Here is a 17,150-nt window from a genome sequence, read left to right as displayed (position 1 = left end):
CCTGTCAAGAGCCTGCGAGTCGTCGTCTGTGCCATGGTGCTCCTCGTACGTTCCTCTTCGATGAAAAAAGTGTCAGTTGGACTTCGCCGTGATCCACACGGAGATGGCGACCAGGCCGCCGATGCCGAAGATCCAGATGAACAGGCCCTCAGAAACCGGACCCAGGTTGCCGAGCGAGAAGCCACCGATCTCTACTGCTTCCTGCTGATACAGCAGTGCGGAGATGATGTCGCGCTTGTCGTCGTCTGACAGGTTCATGTCGCCGAACACCGGCATGTTCTGCGGGCCGGTGACCATGGCCGCGTAGATGTGCAGTGCGCTGGTGTTGGCAAGCCCCGGGGCGTACTTGCCCTCGGTGAGTGCTCCACCGGCGGCGGCGACGTTGTGGCACATCGCGCAGTTGACGCGGAAGAGCTCAGCGCCGTGGGCAACGTCACCTTCGCCGTCAAGGATCTCAGCTGCGGGGTAGGTCGGCCCCGGAGCGATGGTCTGCACGAACGATGCCATGGCGTCGATCTGCGGCTGCGTGAACTGCGGTGTCTTCTGCGGAGCCTGCGGGCCCTGCATCTGCAACGGCATCCGGCCGGTGGCCAGCTGGAACTCAACCGAGAGCTCACCGACGCCGTAGAGGCTCGGGCCGTTGGCCGTGCCCTGCAAGTCGAGGCCGTGACAGGTGGCGCAGTTCGCCTGGAATAGCTTCTCGCCATCGTCGACTGTGAGCTGAGTGCTCGCCGTCGTCTGGGTGTCGGTTGCCGCTATCGCCGCAGACGCACCGGCGTAGATACCGCCGGTGATGAGGAGGCCTGCTCCAATCAATGCTGCTGCAGCCAGGGGGCTACGGCGTCCGTTCGAGCGACGCTTCTTCTCTCGTGCCATTTCGCAGGTCAGCTCCGCTCTTATTTCAGGAAGTAGATGACGAAGAACAGCACAATCCAGACGACGTCGACGAAGTGCCAGTAGTAGGACACAACGATCGCGGAGGTCGCCTCTTTATGTGCAAAGTTCTTGACAGCGAACGCGCGACCCATGATGAGCAGGAACGCGATGAGTCCGCCGGTGACGTGAAGGGCGTGGAAGCCAGTCGTGATGTAGAAGGCCGAGGCGTAGGCGTCAGCTTGGATCGGCAACCTTCGGCGACGAGCTGGGCGTATTCCCAGACCTGGCCGGAGACGAAGATCGCGCCGAGCGCGAAGGTGAGCCAGAACCACTCGACCATTCCCCAGCCGAACAGGCGGCGACGGCCTGCGCCGTTCACACCGCCCTTCTTGATCCGGTAGGACTGGAGGTCTTCCGCTGCGAACACGCCCATCTGGCAGGTCACAGAGGAGAGCACCAGGATGGCGGTGTTGACTGCGGCGAAGGGAACGTTCAGCAGTTCCGTGCGCACGGCCCACAACTCAGGAGAGGTGCTGCGGAGCGTGAAGTAGATCGCGAACAGTCCCGCGAAGAACATCACTTCACTGCCGAGCCACACAATGGTGCCGACAGCTACCGGGTTGGGGCGCTTGATGGTTCTTGCCGCCGGGGCATAGGTCGCTGAGGTGGTCACTCCTCCATTATGGCCGATCTGCGGAGGTGATTCTTGCATCCTCGACACCCGATTCCCTGTTCTCTTACTTAGGGGACCCTAAGAGAACACTGCGAATTGTCCATGAATTCAAGGGAAAACAAGGATGCAGCGCCATCCGTACGCGCAAAAGGATTTCATTCGCGCCGATAAGATCTCAGTCATGGCAGATTCCCTGACGTGGCCCGACGTTCTCACGACTCTTTTGGAGCGCCGCGATCTCAGCGTGTGGGAGTCAACCTGGGCGATGCGTGAGGTGATGCAGGGGAACGTCTCAGACGCGAAGCTTGCCGGGTTCTTGATCGCTCTTCGTGCAAAGGGAGAGACGATCGACGAGATTGTCGGATTCCGCGATGCGATCCTCGAGGCGGCAGTGCCGCTGCCGGTTTCGCCGAATGTGCTTGACATCGTCGGCACCGGCGGCGATCGCGTGGGAACCGTTAACATCTCGACCACCGCGGCGATCATCATTGGCGCGACCGGCATCCCCGTGGTGAAGCACGGCAACCGGGCAGCAAGCTCTGCATCTGGCTCATCCGACGTACTTGGTGCGCTGGGGTTGCAGCTCTCGCTTTCCCCAGAGGACGTCGCGACTGTTCTCGAACGCATCGGGATCACGTTCGCGTGGGCTGCGGCTTTCCACCCCGGCTTCAAGCACGCCGGTGCCGCGCGCGGAGAACTCGGTGTGCCGACGGTGTTCAACATGCTCGGCCCGCTCTGCAACCCCGCACGAGCCGAGGCGAATGCTGTCGGCGTTGCCCAGCTCGAGCGGGTGCCGCTGATCACGGGCGTGTTCCGTACTCGTGGTGCGACCGCGCTGGTGTTCCGCGGCGATGATGGCCTTGACGAGCTGACAACGACCGGTCACAGCCGCATCTGGGAAGTCACCCGCGGTGACATTCACGAGCACGACCTCGATCCGCGCGATCTCCGCATCCCGACCGCAGACCTCGCTGACCTCATCGGCGGGTCTCCGGAGCACAACGCCGGCGTACTTCGTGACACTTTGTCCGGCACGCGCGGAGCGGTGCGCGACATCGTGTTGCTGAACGCCGCGGCGGGGATCGTCGCATTCGAACTTTCTCAGGACGCCTCTCAGGTGCAGCGACCGATTCTCGACCGCCTCCGTGAAGGCTACGACCGTGCACAGGCCGCAATCGATGATGGCAGTGCGGCCGCGAAGCTGGACGCGTGGGTGAACACCACCCGCGAACTCGCATCAGCCTGAGTCGCCATGGATCCGGTCGCCGCTCTGCTCGAGATTGCAACGCTTCTTGAGCGTGAGCGGGTTTCCAGGTATCGGGCGAAGGCCTTCCGGCAAGCCGCGGCCACGCTTCAGGATCTCCCAGACGAGGTGCGGGGCGACCCGACCAGGCTTCGGGCTGCAAAAGGCATCGGCGACTCGACATTTGCCGTGATCCGGCAGGCGCAAGCAGGGGAGATCCCCGAGTACCTGGTCGAGTTGCGCGGCGAGGTCGAGCCCGAGCGGACGTCATTGCTTCGGGCCAAGCTGCGAGGCGACCTGCACTCGCACACCGACTGGTCAGACGGAACCACATCGATCGCCACCATGGCGGATGCTGCGCGTGCGCTCGGCCACGAATATCTGGCGATCACAGATCATTCGCCGCGACTCAAGATTGCGCGGGGGCTGTCGGCTGAGCGGCTCCGCGAGCAGATCCCGCTCGTGCGTGCAGAGTCGACGGCGACGTTTACGATGTTCGCGGGTATCGAGGTTGACATTCTCGATGACGGCGCTCTCGATCAGAACGCCGCGCTTCTCGGTGAACTCGACATCGTCGTGGCATCCGTGCATTCGAAGCTGCGCATGGAATCCAGGCCGATGACGAAGCGCATGCTCGCCGCGGTGTCCAATCCGCGAGTCAACGTGCTCGGGCATTGCACTGGCCGGCTCGTTCAGGGAGAGCGCGGCATGCGCGCACAGTCGCAGTTCGATGCGCGTGCGGTTTTCGACGCCTGCGCAGAGCACGGCGTCGCGGTCGAGATCAACTCTCGTCCGGAACGACAAGACCCGCCGGATGACCTCATCGCCATCGCACTGGACGCCGGGTGCCTCTTTTCGCTCGATTCCGATGCGCACGCGCCGGGTCATCTTTCGCTGCTGGATTACGGGGCCGAGCGTGCAGAGCAGGCCGGGGTGCCGCCGGAGCGCATCGTCACGACGTGGGGCGTGGAACGGTTGCGGGCGTGGGCGGAGTGACGCGGCGCCACTGAAGCTGCGGCGCTAGTGAACCCGGCACACTATTTCGTGAGTGCGGCTATCGCCCGCTCCATTGAGCCGCCGAGGTTCCACTGCTCGGCGAGAGCTGTCGCAGCATCTTGTTCTGCGGGATCGAGCGCGCGTATGGCATCCGCGGGGGGAACGATGTCGAGTGCGGTCGCGACCTTCACGACCGTTGGGGCGACGTCGAGATAGACGGATGCCGTGATCATCTTGTTGCGCACACTCGCGCTCATCCCTTCGCCTGTTTCGGCGGCGGCGCGGATGCCGGCGAGATCACCGTGCGCTTGCACCAGAGTTGCGGCGGTCTTGTCACCCACCCCCGCAACGCCGGGAAGCCCGTCTGAGGCATCGCCGCGCAGGGTCGCGAAGTCGGCGTACTGCGAGGGAAGCACCCCGTACTTTGCGACGACGGTCTGGTCGGTGACGATCTCAAGGTTGCTCATGCCGCGAGCGGTGTAGATGACCCGGACGCTGCGAGCATCGTCGACAAGCTGGAAAAGGTCGCGGTCGCCCGTAACGATGTCTACCGGCATCGTGGCAAGTGTGGCGAGAGTACCGATGACGTCGTCGGCTTCGTGCGCTGTCACTCCAATAATCGGGATGCGGAGGGCTGCGAGAGCCTCGCGAATGACCGGGATCTGCACCTCGAGCGGATCGGGCACCTCTTCGCGTCGGGGCCGACCGCAGTGACTTCGACGACCCGGTGTGACTTGTAGCTCGGGATGAGATCGACCCGCCACTGGGGCCGCCAGTCGTCGTCCCAGCAGGCGACGATGTGGGTCGGCTCGTAAAGCTTCACGAGCTTGGCGATGATGTCGAGCAATCCGCGCACCGCATTCACCGGAGCGCCGTTCGGCGCCTTCACCTTGTCGGGAACGCCGTAGAACGCCCGAAAGTAAAGGGAAGCAGTGTCTAACAGCATCAGCTTTTCGCTCATGGGTTCAGCTTTGCACAGGGGCAGCCTTGCACTGGCTCGAATGTCCCAGCATCAGCAGCCGGGGGAGCCAGGCGCCTGCTGGCAGGTATTTGCGACCAGTGCGGTGTGCGCCTCGAAGATGCGGATCTCCTCAGGTGGCCCGACAGAGGTAACCTCGCCGGAGATCGGGAACCAGCCGATGCCGAAGTCAACTTCGGCCGTGTAGCGCACGTTGACCTGCGCGAAATAGCTGCCGCGCTCTGGGTAGGTGTGGCTCGTAGACGTCGGAGTGAACTGTGCCTGGCCGAGAACGACCCAGGACTGACCGCCGGAGGACGTAGTGACGGATGAGCCGTCGCCGAAAGAGAAATCATAACCGGACGGAGTAAAGCGCACTGCAATGGGGAAGCCAAAAAGTGCGCCGTTGACAGTGTGGGCGGATGCTGTCGCTACGAAGTTCGTCGCAGTCCGGCGACCCCGACGTTGCCGGGTTCGCCAGCGAGCACAGACCCGTCCGGCGCGAAGCGAGCGACATCGGCGATGGTGATCGCGGGAATCTCGGCCGTGACCTCTTCTGTGGGTGCCGCGGGATCTGGGTCTTCACTGCCCTCGAAGCACCGGATGTAGCTGTCCCAGTTGGTGAGGCACTCAACGAAGGTGAGGTCCTTCGGAGGGGGCAACGGAGTCGCGTCGCCGTCGCCCTCGTCCCAGTCGTCGTCCCAGTCGCCGATCGGGGAGGTACCTGGGGTTCCGGAGCCGGGTTGAGTCCCGTCGATGACGATTTCGTTGCCGTTGTTGTCGTCATTGGGGCAGTATCCAAGTACCTGCAGCGTCGATAGGTCGCATTGGGGAGCGCTAGCGGGAACGACGAGGCCGCCCAGGAGGAGGGGCAGAACGAATGCGGAAACTAGCATTCGGAGTCCTCGGATGGCAGTGACGTGGAGATCAGCAGTTCTGTGGCATCACCCGAGAATTCAACGTCGAGCTTCCCGAGCTGCGGACGGTTGAGCGGAGTGATGTCTGAGTCGTCCTGATCAAGGATGCGGGACTCAGAAATGTCGACACACACCTCGGCGGAAACAAGAGCCACCATCCCGTTGACATCGGCCTTCAGCCCGACAAACTGCCGGATCGTGCTCGCGCCGACGATGCGGATGCCCTTACTTTTGAGGTCGCGCTGTGCCTGGAGATCGGCCTCCAACGCTGGGCCCGAAAGATACGCTTCGGGGGCTGCAGTTGCATCCCCTTCAGCTCGTTGCGCCGCTGCCATCAGGTACGCCCGATAAACCTCTTCCGCCGCTGCAAAGGCCTCCGCCTCGCTCGCGAACGCGGCCGTCGGTGTCGGGGTCGGCTCTGGCGCCGGGGTGCAGGCGCTCAGGGTTCCTGCGGCGAGGGCGAGCAGCGCCAACATCCTGATCCGGTTCATCTTCGATCGGGGGAAAGTCACTCGATCACGGTAACCCGAAGCCGCCGCATCCCGTCGGAGTTATCCACAGACACGGTGGGGGCGATTCTCTGATAATCTGAAGTGTCATTCGTGACGTGCGCACGCGCGCCCGGCTGACGTTCACACCAAATCCCATTTGCTTTCGGAATTCTCTCGTGTCTGCACGAGAACCGAAAGCCCGAGTTATCACCCACAAGGACAATCCACTACATGACTACCGCAACGACCGCCCCGGCCACCAAGCAGGTCGCCATCAACGACATCGGATCTGCTGAGGACTTCCTGGCCGCGGTCGAGAAGACTCTGAAGTTCTTCAACGACGGCGACATCATCGAAGGAACGATCGTCAAGATCGACCGCGATGAGGTTCTCCTCGACGTCGGATACAAGACTGAGGGTGTCATCCCCTCCCGCGAACTTTCCATCAAGCACGATGTTGACCCCAACGACGTCGTCAAGGTCGGCGACGAGGTCGAGGCTCTTGTTCTCCAGAAGGAAGACAAAGAAGGCCGTCTGATCCTCTCCAAGAAGCGCGCACAGTACGAGCGTGCCTGGGGAGACGTCGAGAAGATCAAGGAAGACGACGGTGTCGTCACCGGTACCGTCATCGAGGTCGTCAAGGGTGGACTCATTGTCGACATCGGCCTCCGCGGCTTCCTGCCGGCATCGCTCATCGAGCTGCGTCGCGTCCGCGACCTGACCCCTTACCTGGGCCAGGAGATCGAGGCGAAGATCCTCGAGCTGGACAAGAATCGCAACAACGTCGTCCTCTCGCGCCGCGCTCTGCTCGAGCAGACGCAGTCCGAGTCGCGCTCGAACTTCCTCAACAACCTGCACAAGGGCCAGGTCCGCAAGGGCCAGGTCTCCTCGATCGTCAACTTCGGTGCGTTCGTCGACCTGGGTGGCGTTGACGGCCTCGTGCACGTCTCCGAGCTGTCCTGGAAGCACATCGAGCACGCCTCCGAGGTCGTCGAGGTCGGACAGGAAGTCACCGTCGAGATCCTCGAGGTCGACCTCGAGCGCGAGCGCGTCTCGCTGTCCCTGAAGGCAACGCAGGAAGACCCGTGGCAGGTCTTCGCCCGTACCCACGCGATCGGCCAGATCGCACCGGGTAAGGTCACCAAGCTCGTTCCGTTCGGTGCGTTCGTTCGCGTCGCAGACGGCATCGAGGGCCTCGTGCACATCTCTGAGCTCTCCAGTAAGCACGTCGAGCTGGCTGAGCAGGTTGTGTCGGTTAGCGAAGAGGTCTTCGTCAAGGTCATCGACATCGACCTCGAGCGTCGTCGCATCTCGCTGTCGCTCAAGCAGGCCAACGAGTCGGTTGACCCCACCGGCACCGAGTTCGACCCTGCCCTGTACGGCATGCTCGCTGAGTACGACGACAACGGCGAGTACAAGTACCCCGAGGGCTTCGACGCCGAGACCGGCGCGTGGAAGGACGGGTTCGATACCCAGCGCGAGGCATGGGAGCAGGAATACGCTGCTGCTCAGACTCGCTGGGAAGCTCACAAGGTTGCGGTTGCCAAGGCAGCCGAGGCCGAGGCCGCCGCAGGCGACGACTTCGGTGGCGCTGTGGGACAGTCGTTCACGAACGACGTCACCGGCGCAGGCACACTTGCTGACGACGAGGCTCTTGCGGCTCTCCGCGAGAAGCTCTCGGGCGGCAACGCGTAATAACGCCAACTCTGAAACGGGCCGTCACCCTGCTGTAAAAGCAGCGGGTGGCGGCCCGTTTTACGTGTTCTGGGGAGACCGCACCCGGGCGCATACACGAAAGTCGGTCGGTGTGACGAAACATTACGTGCCAACTCGTCACAATTGCCTCGTTCCGTGACGATAGACAGATGACTTCCACACTCGTGCCTCCGCGCGTCGTCACCGCACCTGTCCAGGTCGGAACGGCGAACACCGTGCGCATCGAGAACGTCGAACGATCCTTCGCCGTCCGCGAAGGGCGACGCGACGTGCTGCGCGGGGTTGATATTGAACTGGGTGCCGGTGAGATCGTCGCCGTCGTCGGGCCATCCGGATGCGGAAAGTCGACGTTGCTGCGCCTGATCGGTGGTTTGGACGCACCCACCAGCGGCACGATCCGCCTCGACGGCACCGGAATCAGCGACACCGACGAGCGCACCGCGATCTCGTTTCAGGAGCCTCGGCTGCTGCCGTGGCGCACACTCGCCCAGAACGTCGAACTCGGTCTGCCTCGCCGTCTCCGAGGCCGCGCGCGGGGCGAACGCGTGCGTGAGCTGCTAGAGCTCGTCGGGCTCAGCCACGCTGCTGACCAGCGCCCGAGGGAGGTCTCCGGCGGCATGGCACAGCGTGCTTCGCTCGCCAGGCTCTTGCCCGCAACCCCGGCGTGCTGCTGCTTGATGAACCGTTCGGCGCGCTCGACGCACTGACCCGCCTGCGGATGCAAGACCTTTTGCTCGACATTCATGCTGCCGAGCCCACCACTGTTCTCCTCGTCACTCATGACGTCGAAGAAGCCCTTTACCTCGCCGACCGGGTGCTGTTGTTGCGCTCGCTCAGCGGAGGAGCCGGCGCGGAGGAATCCTCCATCGCACGCACGATCACTGTGCCCGGCATCCGCCCGCGTGACCGCGCCAATCGCAGTCTCGCGGACCTTCGCACCGACCTTCTCGAAGGACTCGGCGTCGATACCCACCACCGCATTTCCACTGAGGAGAACCGATGAGCGCCATCACCCGACGAATTGTTCCTGCGATCGCTGTCGCCGGAACGATGATGCTCATCGCCACCGGCTGTGTCGCCGGCGAGAACGCAAATGCCTCGGACACGAGCGCCTCAGAAAGCAAGACCTCCACCGGCGAATGGTCCTCTGACACCCTCACCGTCGACTTCGCGACCTATAACCCGCTCAGCCTCGTCATCCGCGACCAGGGCATCCTCGAAGACATCCTCGGCGACAGCGTCGACGTCGAGTGGGTGCAGTCTGCCGGCTCCAACAAGGCCAACGAGCTGTTGCGCTCGGGGTCGGTCGATGTCGGATCGACCGCCGGTTCTGCGGCACTGCTCGCGCGTGCGAATGGTTCGCCCATCCAGGTCATCGACATCTACTCACAGCCGGAGTGGTCGGCGATCGTCGTCGGTCCTGACAGCAACATCACCTCTCTTGAAGACCTCGCCGGTACTTCGATCGCGGCGACCAAGGGCACCGACCCGTACTTCTTCCTGCTCCAGGCGCTGGAAGAGGGCGGACTCTCGCTCGACGACGTCGAGGTGCAGAACCTGCAGCACGCTGACGGCCGCGCTGCCCTCGATGGCGGATCGGTCGACGCCTGGGCCGGTCTTGATCCGATCATGGCTGCCGCCGAGGTCGAGTCGGGCGACCAGCTCATCTACCGCAACGTCGACTTCAACACCTACGGTTTCCTCAACGCCACCGAAGACTTCATCAACAACCACGCTGACCTCGCTCAGGCCGTCGTTGATGCCTACGAGCAGGCTCGCGTCTGGGCGCTGGAAAACCCCGATGAGACCGCCGCGCTGCTCGCCGATGTCGCGCAGATCGATATCGAGGTGGCGAAGACGGTCATCCAGGAGCGTTCGAACCTCGATGTGAGCGGCATCCCCGGAGACGCGCAGATCAAGGTACTCGAGAAAATCGCTCCTGTGCTCGCCGATTCCGGTGACGTGCAGGGCGGTCAGGACTCCATCGACAAGGCGCTCTCGACGATCGTGAACGCCACCTTCGCTGAGAAGGCGGCCAAGGGATAGTGAGCATTCCGGACCAACGAGTGCTCGTCCCCGCGGATTCGCGGGACGCCGTCGACTTCGCCAAAGGCGAATACCGTCAGACGGATGCCGTCTCTCGCAACATCTGGGATCGAACAGGTGTGCGGGTGACGGTCGGCCTACTGCTGCCGGTTGTCATCCTCGCTGCCTGGCAGTTTGTGACCACCACTGGACTCGTACCGCCATATCGCCTGCCCACGCCGGGGTCGGTGCTCGCCGCCGGCGTCGAACTGGCCCAGCGCGGTGAGCTCTGGACCCACATCGCTATCTCCGTGCAGCGCGTACTGCTCGGCTTCGCGATCGGATCCGTCATCGGGCTGGCCGCGGCGGGCGCGGTAGGGCTCTCCAAGTTCGGAGACACACTCCTCAGCCCGACGCTGGCTGCATTGCGGGCCGTGCCATCTCTCGCATGGGTGCCGCTGCTGATTCTCTGGTTGCAGATCGGCGAGGAATCGAAGGTCACCCTGATCGCGATCGGTGCGTTCTTCCCGGTTTACACGACGGTGGCCTCGGCGCTGCGTCACGTCGACCCGCAACTCGTCGAGGCAGGTCGCTCGTTCAGCCTGCGTGGCTGGTCGCTGTTCCGCACGATTCAGCTTCCGGCTGTCGTTCCCTCGGTTGTCTCGGGGCTGCGGCTTGCGCTCGCGCAGGCATGGTTGTTCCTCGTTGCAGCCGAACTCATCGCCTCGTCGATGGGACTGGGATTTCTGCTCACCGATTCGCAGAACAGCGGCCGCGTTGATCGCATCCTGCTCGCAATCGTTTTGCTGGCACTCCTCGGAACGATCACGAACGCCATCCTCGCCCTGGCCGAGAAATATCTGCTCAAGAAGTGGGCGTGAGAGTGACCGAAGCACGACTGCACGAGACTCGTGTGTTCGAGCCCCCCGCAGCCTTCGCCGCGCAGGCGAACGTCACGGGTGAGATCTATGCGCAGGCGGATGCTGATCCGATTGCGTTCTGGGAACAGGCAGCGCACCGCCTCGACTGGGCGCAACCGTGGCACACCGCGCACGAATGGGACCCGCCGACCGACGGTGCGATTCCTGCCGCGCGTTGGTTCGTCGGCGGCACGCTCAACGTCGCCTACAACTGTGTCGACCGTCACGTCGTCGCGGGGCGCGGCGACAAGGTCGCGCTGTATTTCGAGGGGGAGCCTGGCGACCGTACCGCAGTGACATACGCGGATTTGCAGCATCGCGTGTCACAGGCCGCGAACGCACTTCTGTCGCTCGGCATTGTGCCCGGAGATCGTGTGGTGATCTACCTTCCGGTACTTATCGAGACGATCGTGATCACCCTCGCCTGCGCCCGCATCGGTGCCGTGCATTCGCTCGTATTCGGTGGGTTCTCGGCAGAAGCAGTGCGATTCCGGCTCGCGGACACCGGAGCGAAGCTGCTCGTCACCAGCGATGGTCAATACCGCCGCGGTGCCGCGACCGAGGTCAAATCGACCGCTGACATCGCGGCCGCCGACCTGCCAGACCTTGAGCACGTGCTCGTGTTGCGGCGCACAGGTCAGGACGTGCCGTGGACCGAGCGGCGCGATGTGTGGTGGCATGACGTCGTCGACACTGCAGCGACTGAGCACGAGGCGCAGCCCTTCGATGCGGAGCATCCGCTCTTCATCATCTACACGTCCGGAACCACGGGGAAGCCGAAGGGACTCGTCCACACCTCTGGCGGCTACCTGACGCACACGAGCTGGGCACACTGGGCGCACTTCGACGCAAAACCCGACGACGTGCACTGGTGCACCGCCGACCTCGCCTGGGTCACCGCGCACACCTACGAGATCTACGGCCCGCTGTCGAACGGGCTCACTCAGGTCATCTACGAGGGCACCCCTGATGCCCCGCACCGGGAGCGCCACCTCGAGATCATCGAACGCTATGGCGTCACGGTCTATTACACGGCGCCCACGCTGATCCGCACGTTCATGACGTGGTTCGGCCGCGACCTTCCGGCGGGCCACGACCTCTCGAGTCTTCGTCTTCTGGGAACCGTCGGCGAGGCGATCAACCCCGAGGCATGGGTGTGGTTCCGTCGCAACTTCGGCCGCGATGAGCTGCCGATCGTTGACACCTGGTGGCAGTCCGAAACGGGCGCAGCGATGATCGTGCCGCTTCCGGGAGTTACGAAGCTGAAGCCCGGATCTGCGACAGTTCCGCTGCCGGGCATTGATGCGACTGTCGTTGATGAGAATGGCGTCGAGGTCGAGCCGGGGCGCTCGGGGACGCTTGTCGTCCGTCGCCCATGGCCCGGTATGGCGCGCACAGTGTGGGGCGACCCGCAGCGCTACCGCGACTCGTACTGGTCGGCCTACGCCGGTCATGGCGAGTTCGGCGGCTACTACGTCGCCGGCGACGGGGCAACGAAGGACGCCGATGGGCACATCTGGATTCTTGGACGACTCGACGATGTGGTCAACGTCTCGGGCCACCGTCTGTCGACGATCGAGATCGAATCTGCGCTCGTCGCACATGACAGCGTGGGCGAGGCTGGAGCTGTCGGAGTGTCCGATCCGGTGACCGGACAGGCCGTGGTCGCGTTCGTCACGCCCTCGGGAGCTGCAGAGGTCTCAGCATCCGCTCTTCGTGGTCAGGTGACCCAAGCCATCGGTCCGGTAGCCAAACCACGGCACATCGTCGTGGTCGCGGATCTCCCTAAGACGCGATCGGGAAAGATCATGCGCAGACTGCTCGCGCAGCTGTGGGAGGCTGAACAAGATCGGCGCGCGGGACGTATTCCCGGTGCGCTCGGAGACACGACATCGTTGCAGAACCCGTGGACTGTCGACGGCATCGCCGACGTGCTGGCCACGGCCGAGTTGAGGGCATCATGACAGAAGAACACCGCTTCGGATTCCGTACCAGAGCACTCCACGCAGGCGGCACGCCAGACGCATCGACCGGCGCTCGTGCCGTGCCCATTTACCAGACGACGTCGTTCGTCTTCGACGATGCCGCGGATGCCGGAAACCTCTTCGCGTTGCAGAAATACGGCAACATCTACTCGCGGATCGGTAACCCCACCGTCGCAGCGCTGGAGGAGCGCCTCGCATCGCTCGAGGGTGGAATCGGCGCTGTGGCAACAGCATCCGGCATGAGCGCGGAATTCATTACGTTCGCGGCCCTCGTCGGCGCGGGGGACCACGTCGTCGCATCCGCGCAGCTGTACGGCGGCACCGTCACGCAGCTGGATGTCACGCTGCGGCGCTTCGGCGTCGAGACGACGTTCGTGCCGTCCAGCGATCCGGCCGACTTCGCTGCGGCGATCCGCCCGGAGACCAAAGTTGTGTACGTCGAGATGATTGGCAACCCGTCCGGCGAGATCGCAGACATCGAAGGGCTTGCTGCCGTTGCGCACGAGGCGGGCGTTCCGCTCGTCGTTGACGCGACACTCGCGACGCCCTATCTCGTCCGACCGCTCGAGCACGGCGCTGATATTGTCATCCACTCGGTGACGAAGTTCCTCGGTGGCCACGGCACGACGCTGGGTGGCGTAGTGATCGAGAAGGGCACCTTCGATTGGGGCAACGGCAAGTTCCCGCAGATGACCGAGCCCGTCGATTCCTATGGTGGCATCAAATGGTGGGACAACTTCGGCGAGTACGGCTTCCTCACCAAGCTCCGCTCTGAGCAGCTGCGCGATATCGGTCCGGCACTCAGCCCGCAGTCGGCATTCAACCTGTTGCAGGGCGTCGAGACACTGCCGCAGCGCATCGACGCTCACCTCGCGAACGCGCGCATCGTCGCGGACTGGCTGGACGCGGATCCGCGCGTCTCTTATGTCACCTGGGCAGGGCTCGAAGCGCACCCGCACTATGAGCGTGCCGCCAAGTATCTTCCGCTCGGGCCTGGATCGGTGTTCGCATTCGGAGTCGCCGCGGAGGACGGCCGCAGCGCCGGTGAAGCGGTGATCGAGAACCTGCAGCTCGCCTCACACCTCGCGAACATCGGCGATGCCCGAACCCTCGTCATCCACCCGGCATCCACGACGCATCGACAGCTCAGCGAAGCCCAACTCGCTGCGGCGGGTGTGCGACCCGATCTCATCCGCATCTCCGTGGGGCTCGAAGACCCGGAAGACATCATCTGGGACCTGGATCAGGCTCTCACCGAGGCGACAGGAACGACCCGATGAACTCCTCCATTCCCGCGACAGCAGATTCTTGTGCTCTTCCCACGCCCACGGATGCTGTCGCCTGTGCGCTGCCGGGTGCCGCGCCTGCCGTCGCTGGCCGCACATGGGAGAGCCCGAACCAGCAGGAGCGGTTTGCGCTACTGCGCCGGTCGAAGTCCGTCGCCATCGTCGGCGCGTCGAACAATCCCTCGCGAGCCTCGTACTTCGTGACCACATACCTGCTCTCCAGCTCGCCGTATGACGTCTATCTCGTCAACCCGCGCGAGACCGAGATTCTCGGACAGCCCGTCTACGCGTCGCTGGCAGATCTGCCGGTCGTTCCCGACATCGTCGACGTATTTCGTCGGCATGACGATCTTCCTGGCGTCGCACAGGAAGCGATCGACGTGGGCGCGAAGGCGCTCTGGCTGCAGCTGGGCTCGTGGAATGAAGATGCTGCCGCGATCGCCGAGGATTCAGGGCTCTCGGTCGTCATGGATCGCTGCATCAAGATCGAACACGCACGCTTCCACGGCGGCCTGCACCTGGCCGGATTCGACACCGGAGTGATCAGCTCGCGGCGTCAGCTGCTCGCCCGCTGAGCGGCGTGCACGTCTCACGCCGCGTGCCAAAATGGGAGCCATGCCTCTCATCGCGCTGACCGGCGGAATCGCATCCGGAAAGTCCACGATCGCTCGCCGTCTCGAAGAGCACGGTGCCGTCGTCGTCGATGCGGATCAGATCGTGCGCGATGTGCAGGCGCCTGGTTCAGCTGTCCTGCAGGAGATGGCCGCAGCGTTCGGTGATGACATCATCGACGCATCAGGAGCGTTAGATCGTGCGGCGCTCGGCGCCCGGGTGTTCTCCGACCCTGAGGCGCTCGCGCGACTGAACGGCATCGTGCACCCTGCGGTGCGCGTCGAATCCAAGCGCCGGATGGATGCCGCGTTCGACGCAGATTCGGCAGCAGTCGTCGTCTACGACGTTCCGTTGCTCGTCGAAGCTCGGGCTGACGACCCCTGGGACAGGATCGTCGTCGCGCATGCTCCGGCAGAGGAACGGCTACGCCGACTCATCGAATTGCGCGGTATGGACGCGCAAGCGGCACAGGATCGCATCAGCGCCCAGGTGTCGGACGAGAAAAGGCTCGCAATCGCCGATGTGGTGATCGACACGGCCGGCACGCTGGAGCACACCCGCGATCAGGTGGATGCTCTCTGGAAGAAGCTCACGGGGGAGTGAGCGCCGAAGGCTTCGCCGGCCACCTTCCCCGGACCAGATCGTACAGGCGGCTCATCGTCGGGCTGTTCTTCGCGGGTGTGGCGACCTTCGCCCAGCTGTACTCACTGCAGGCCGTGCTGCCACAGGTTGCGGCAGATCTCGGCGTGGCACCATCGACCGCGGCACTGACCGTGTCCGCCGCAACTCTCGGCATCGCCGCCGCCGTGATTCCGTGGTCACTTGTTGCCGATCGGATCGGTAGGGTGCCGGCGATGGCGATCGGCATCATTGCCGCGACAGCGTTCGGTCTTGCCGCACCGTTGAGCACCGAGATCACGGTGCTGCTCACGCTGCGGCTGGGTGAGGGGCTCGCGCTGGGTGCCGTACCCGCGGTGGCGCTCGCCTACCTGAGCGAAGAGGTGCACCCACGACATGTGGCTGCAGCTGCGGGCAGTTACACCGCCGGTACGACGGTCGGAGGCCTGTCCGGTCGTCTGGTTGCAGGTCCCTTGGGGGAGATCTTCGACTGGCGCGTCGGTGTGTGGAGCGTCACCGCGTTCTGCACCATCGCCGCGGTGCTGTTCCTCTGGCTGGTGCCGAAGGCACAGCGTTTCATTCCAGGACGGATGCGAACGGATGTGGGGCCCGGAATGCTCGCGCGACTTATCCGTCCGCTGCGCTCGCCCCGTCTGCTCGCGTTGTATGCGCAGGGCTTCCTGCTGATGGGTGCTTTCGTGGCCGTGTACAACTACCTCGGCTTTCACCTCATCGCGCCGCCCTTCCTGCTGCCGGTGTGGCTGGTCACGCTTCTCTTCCTCGCGTACTTGGCCGGGACGATCTCCTCGCCGTGGGCCGGTTCGCTGTCCACGTGGCTGGGACGGCGAAACGTGCTGCTCGGATCGATCAGCACGTTCATCGCGGGAGCGGGGCTCATGCTCGTGCCGGTGCCTGCGGTCATCCTGGTTGGACTCGTCGTCTTTACCGCCGGCTTCTTCGGCGCGCATGCGATCGCATCGAGCTGGGCGCCAGTTCTCGCGGCCCCGGAGAGCCGCGCACAGCGCCGGCGCTCTACTACTTCGCCTATTACGCCGGATCAAGTCTGTTCGGCTGGGCCCTCGGTGTCGTCTTCGGTCAGGCGGGCTGGGAGTGGTTCTTGGCCGTTGTCATCGTGATGGCCGGGATCGCGGCGGTCATCGCGGCGGTGCTGCTGCGTCCGGACCGTCGCTCGGATCCATCGCTCTGACCGTGCGCCCGGTTTTGCGCTGACGGTGCCGACGGAACAGGATCACCACGGCGACTATCAGCCCGAGCAGGAGCAGTCCGGCGAGCACTGGGACGATGATCGCGAGTGCGGCCAGCAGGAAGGATGCTCCATCCTCCGCTGTGCTGAGAACTGGGGCAGCGAGACCACCAGTGACGGTATTGGCTGCCACGCGAGCGCTGGCCTTGACAACGTGGACGATGAGCGCGATCACGATGCCCGTGACGATCGGCACCCACGTGTTCTCGGAGAAGAATGAGGTGGGGTCGTCGACTGCGACGGTCTGTGAACTTGAGCCAGCGCCGAACACGATGCCGCCCGCGGCCGGACGCAGCACGCTCTGGACGACATCGTTGATCGAATCTAACGCGGGAATCTTGTCGGCGATGATCTCAAGGAGAAGGAGCACGCCGAGGATCCATAGGGCGATGTCGCTGGAGATCCACGACCAGCCAGCCGGAAGCGACACAGCAGGCAGAAAGCGATCTGCCAAGCCCAGGAGGAAGAGCGGCATCCACGCGTTGAGCCCGGCGGATGCTGCGAGGCTGGAGCCGATCAGGAACTCGATCACGGCCCTACTATATGCCGCGGCCCCGATGTCTGAGGCTC

At 64.0% G+C, this 17,150-nt stretch carries 15 protein-coding genes and 3 pseudogenes; 11 read left to right on the top strand and 7 right to left on the bottom strand.

All coding sequences use genetic code 11. From position 1 onward, the window contains the following. Positions 1-72: 72 nt before the first annotated feature. Together qcrC and ctaE are read right to left on the bottom strand one after the other, a co-directional pair. On the bottom strand, positions 73-876 hold the full coding sequence (gene qcrC / locus DC31_RS05800; protein WP_036278033.1) for a cytochrome bc1 complex diheme cytochrome c subunit: 804 nt from the start codon (positions 874-876) through the stop codon (positions 73-75). A gap of 20 nt (positions 877-896) precedes the next feature. Continuing rightward, positions 897-1,588 (bottom strand): annotated as a pseudogene (gene ctaE, locus DC31_RS05795) (aa3-type cytochrome oxidase subunit III). Between the two features lie 142 nt (positions 1,589-1,730). Between ctaE and trpD the strand changes: the two are divergent. Together trpD and DC31_RS05785 are read left to right on the top strand one after the other, a co-directional pair. Beyond that, positions 1,731-2,795 carry an anthranilate phosphoribosyltransferase gene (gene trpD / locus DC31_RS05790; protein WP_036278313.1) on the top strand — a complete coding sequence of 355 codons (1,065 nt, stop codon included), beginning with the start codon at positions 1,731-1,733 and terminating at the stop codon, positions 2,793-2,795. 6 nt (positions 2,796-2,801) lie between these two features. Continuing rightward, entirely contained in the window at positions 2,802-3,788 is a 987-nt protein-coding gene (locus tag DC31_RS05785; RefSeq protein ID WP_036278029.1) for a PHP domain-containing protein, read from the top strand. Positions 3,789-3,829: 41 nt separating this feature from the next. On the opposite strand, the pseudogene DC31_RS05780 reads toward DC31_RS05785, so the two are convergent. From DC31_RS05780 to DC31_RS05770, 4 genes and pseudogenes are all read right to left on the bottom strand, one after another. Next, positions 3,830-4,749 (bottom strand): annotated as a pseudogene (locus tag DC31_RS05780) (5'-3' exonuclease). A gap of 51 nt (positions 4,750-4,800) precedes the next feature. After that, on the bottom strand, positions 4,801-5,124 hold the full coding sequence (locus DC31_RS05775) for a hypothetical protein (RefSeq protein ID WP_051606470.1): 324 nt from the start codon (positions 5,122-5,124) through the stop codon (positions 4,801-4,803). 53 nt (positions 5,125-5,177) lie between these two features. Next, positions 5,178-5,642, bottom strand: coding sequence for a hypothetical protein (locus DC31_RS16875; RefSeq protein ID WP_051606468.1), 465 nt, complete (start codon positions 5,640-5,642; stop codon positions 5,178-5,180). Continuing rightward, entirely contained in the window at positions 5,636-6,175 is a 540-nt protein-coding gene (locus DC31_RS05770) for a hypothetical protein (RefSeq protein WP_152545352.1), read from the bottom strand. The genes DC31_RS16875 and DC31_RS05770 overlap by 7 nt, the downstream gene beginning before the upstream one ends. A 210-nt stretch (positions 6,176-6,385) precedes the next feature. On the opposite strand from DC31_RS05770, the gene rpsA reads away from it, so the two are divergent. The 9 genes and pseudogenes from rpsA (at position 6,386) to DC31_RS05725 (ending at position 16,452) form a co-directional block, all read left to right on the top strand. Next, the gene (gene rpsA / locus DC31_RS05765) at positions 6,386-7,849 is read left to right on the top strand and encodes a 30S ribosomal protein S1 (RefSeq protein WP_036278023.1); all 1,464 of its coding nucleotides are present in this window, start codon (positions 6,386-6,388) and stop codon (positions 7,847-7,849) included. A gap of 170 nt (positions 7,850-8,019) precedes the next feature. Further along, positions 8,020-8,873: pseudogene (locus DC31_RS05760) on the top strand (ABC transporter ATP-binding protein). Further along, positions 8,870-9,916: an aliphatic sulfonate ABC transporter substrate-binding protein gene (locus DC31_RS05755; protein ID WP_036278021.1), complete on the top strand. Its 1,047-nt coding sequence runs from the start codon at positions 8,870-8,872 to the stop codon at positions 9,914-9,916. Before DC31_RS05760 ends, DC31_RS05755 begins: the two are co-directional and overlap by 4 nt. Next, positions 9,916-10,776: an ABC transporter permease gene (locus tag DC31_RS05750; RefSeq protein WP_036278018.1), complete on the top strand. Its 861-nt coding sequence runs from the start codon at positions 9,916-9,918 to the stop codon at positions 10,774-10,776. Before DC31_RS05755 ends, DC31_RS05750 begins: the two co-directional genes overlap by 1 nt. Next, the gene (gene acs / locus DC31_RS05745; RefSeq protein WP_051606466.1) at positions 10,767-12,779 is read left to right on the top strand and encodes an acetate--CoA ligase; all 2,013 of its coding nucleotides are present in this window, start codon (positions 10,767-10,769) and stop codon (positions 12,777-12,779) included. The genes DC31_RS05750 and acs overlap by 10 nt, the downstream gene beginning before the upstream one ends. Further along, positions 12,776-14,080: an O-acetylhomoserine aminocarboxypropyltransferase/cysteine synthase family protein gene (locus tag DC31_RS05740; RefSeq protein ID WP_036278015.1), complete on the top strand. Its 1,305-nt coding sequence runs from the start codon at positions 12,776-12,778 to the stop codon at positions 14,078-14,080. Before acs ends, DC31_RS05740 begins: the two co-directional genes overlap by 4 nt. Further along, entirely contained in the window at positions 14,077-14,661 is a 585-nt protein-coding gene (locus DC31_RS05735) for a CoA-binding protein (protein WP_036278013.1), read from the top strand. Before DC31_RS05740 ends, DC31_RS05735 begins: the two co-directional genes overlap by 4 nt. A 40-nt stretch (positions 14,662-14,701) precedes the next feature. Continuing rightward, entirely contained in the window at positions 14,702-15,301 is a 600-nt protein-coding gene (gene coaE / locus DC31_RS05730; protein ID WP_036278308.1) for a dephospho-CoA kinase, read from the top strand. Beyond that, positions 15,298-16,452: an MFS transporter gene (locus tag DC31_RS05725; protein ID WP_327036820.1), complete on the top strand. Its 1,155-nt coding sequence runs from the start codon at positions 15,298-15,300 to the stop codon at positions 16,450-16,452. Before coaE ends, DC31_RS05725 begins: the two co-directional genes overlap by 4 nt. An 18-nt stretch (positions 16,453-16,470) precedes the next feature. Here DC31_RS05725 and DC31_RS05720 read toward each other — a convergent pair whose 3' ends face one another. Further along, a complete protein-coding gene (locus tag DC31_RS05720) occupies positions 16,471-17,112 on the bottom strand; it encodes a DUF4126 domain-containing protein (RefSeq protein ID WP_036278010.1) in 642 nt (213 codons plus the stop codon). Positions 17,113-17,150: the final 38 nt, after the last annotated feature.

The sequence above is a fragment of the Microbacterium sp. CH12i genome (assembly GCF_000685355.1).
Classification (GTDB): domain Bacteria; phylum Actinomycetota; class Actinomycetes; order Actinomycetales; family Microbacteriaceae; genus Microbacterium.
This window is presented reverse-complemented; position numbering and strand designations above follow the sequence as displayed.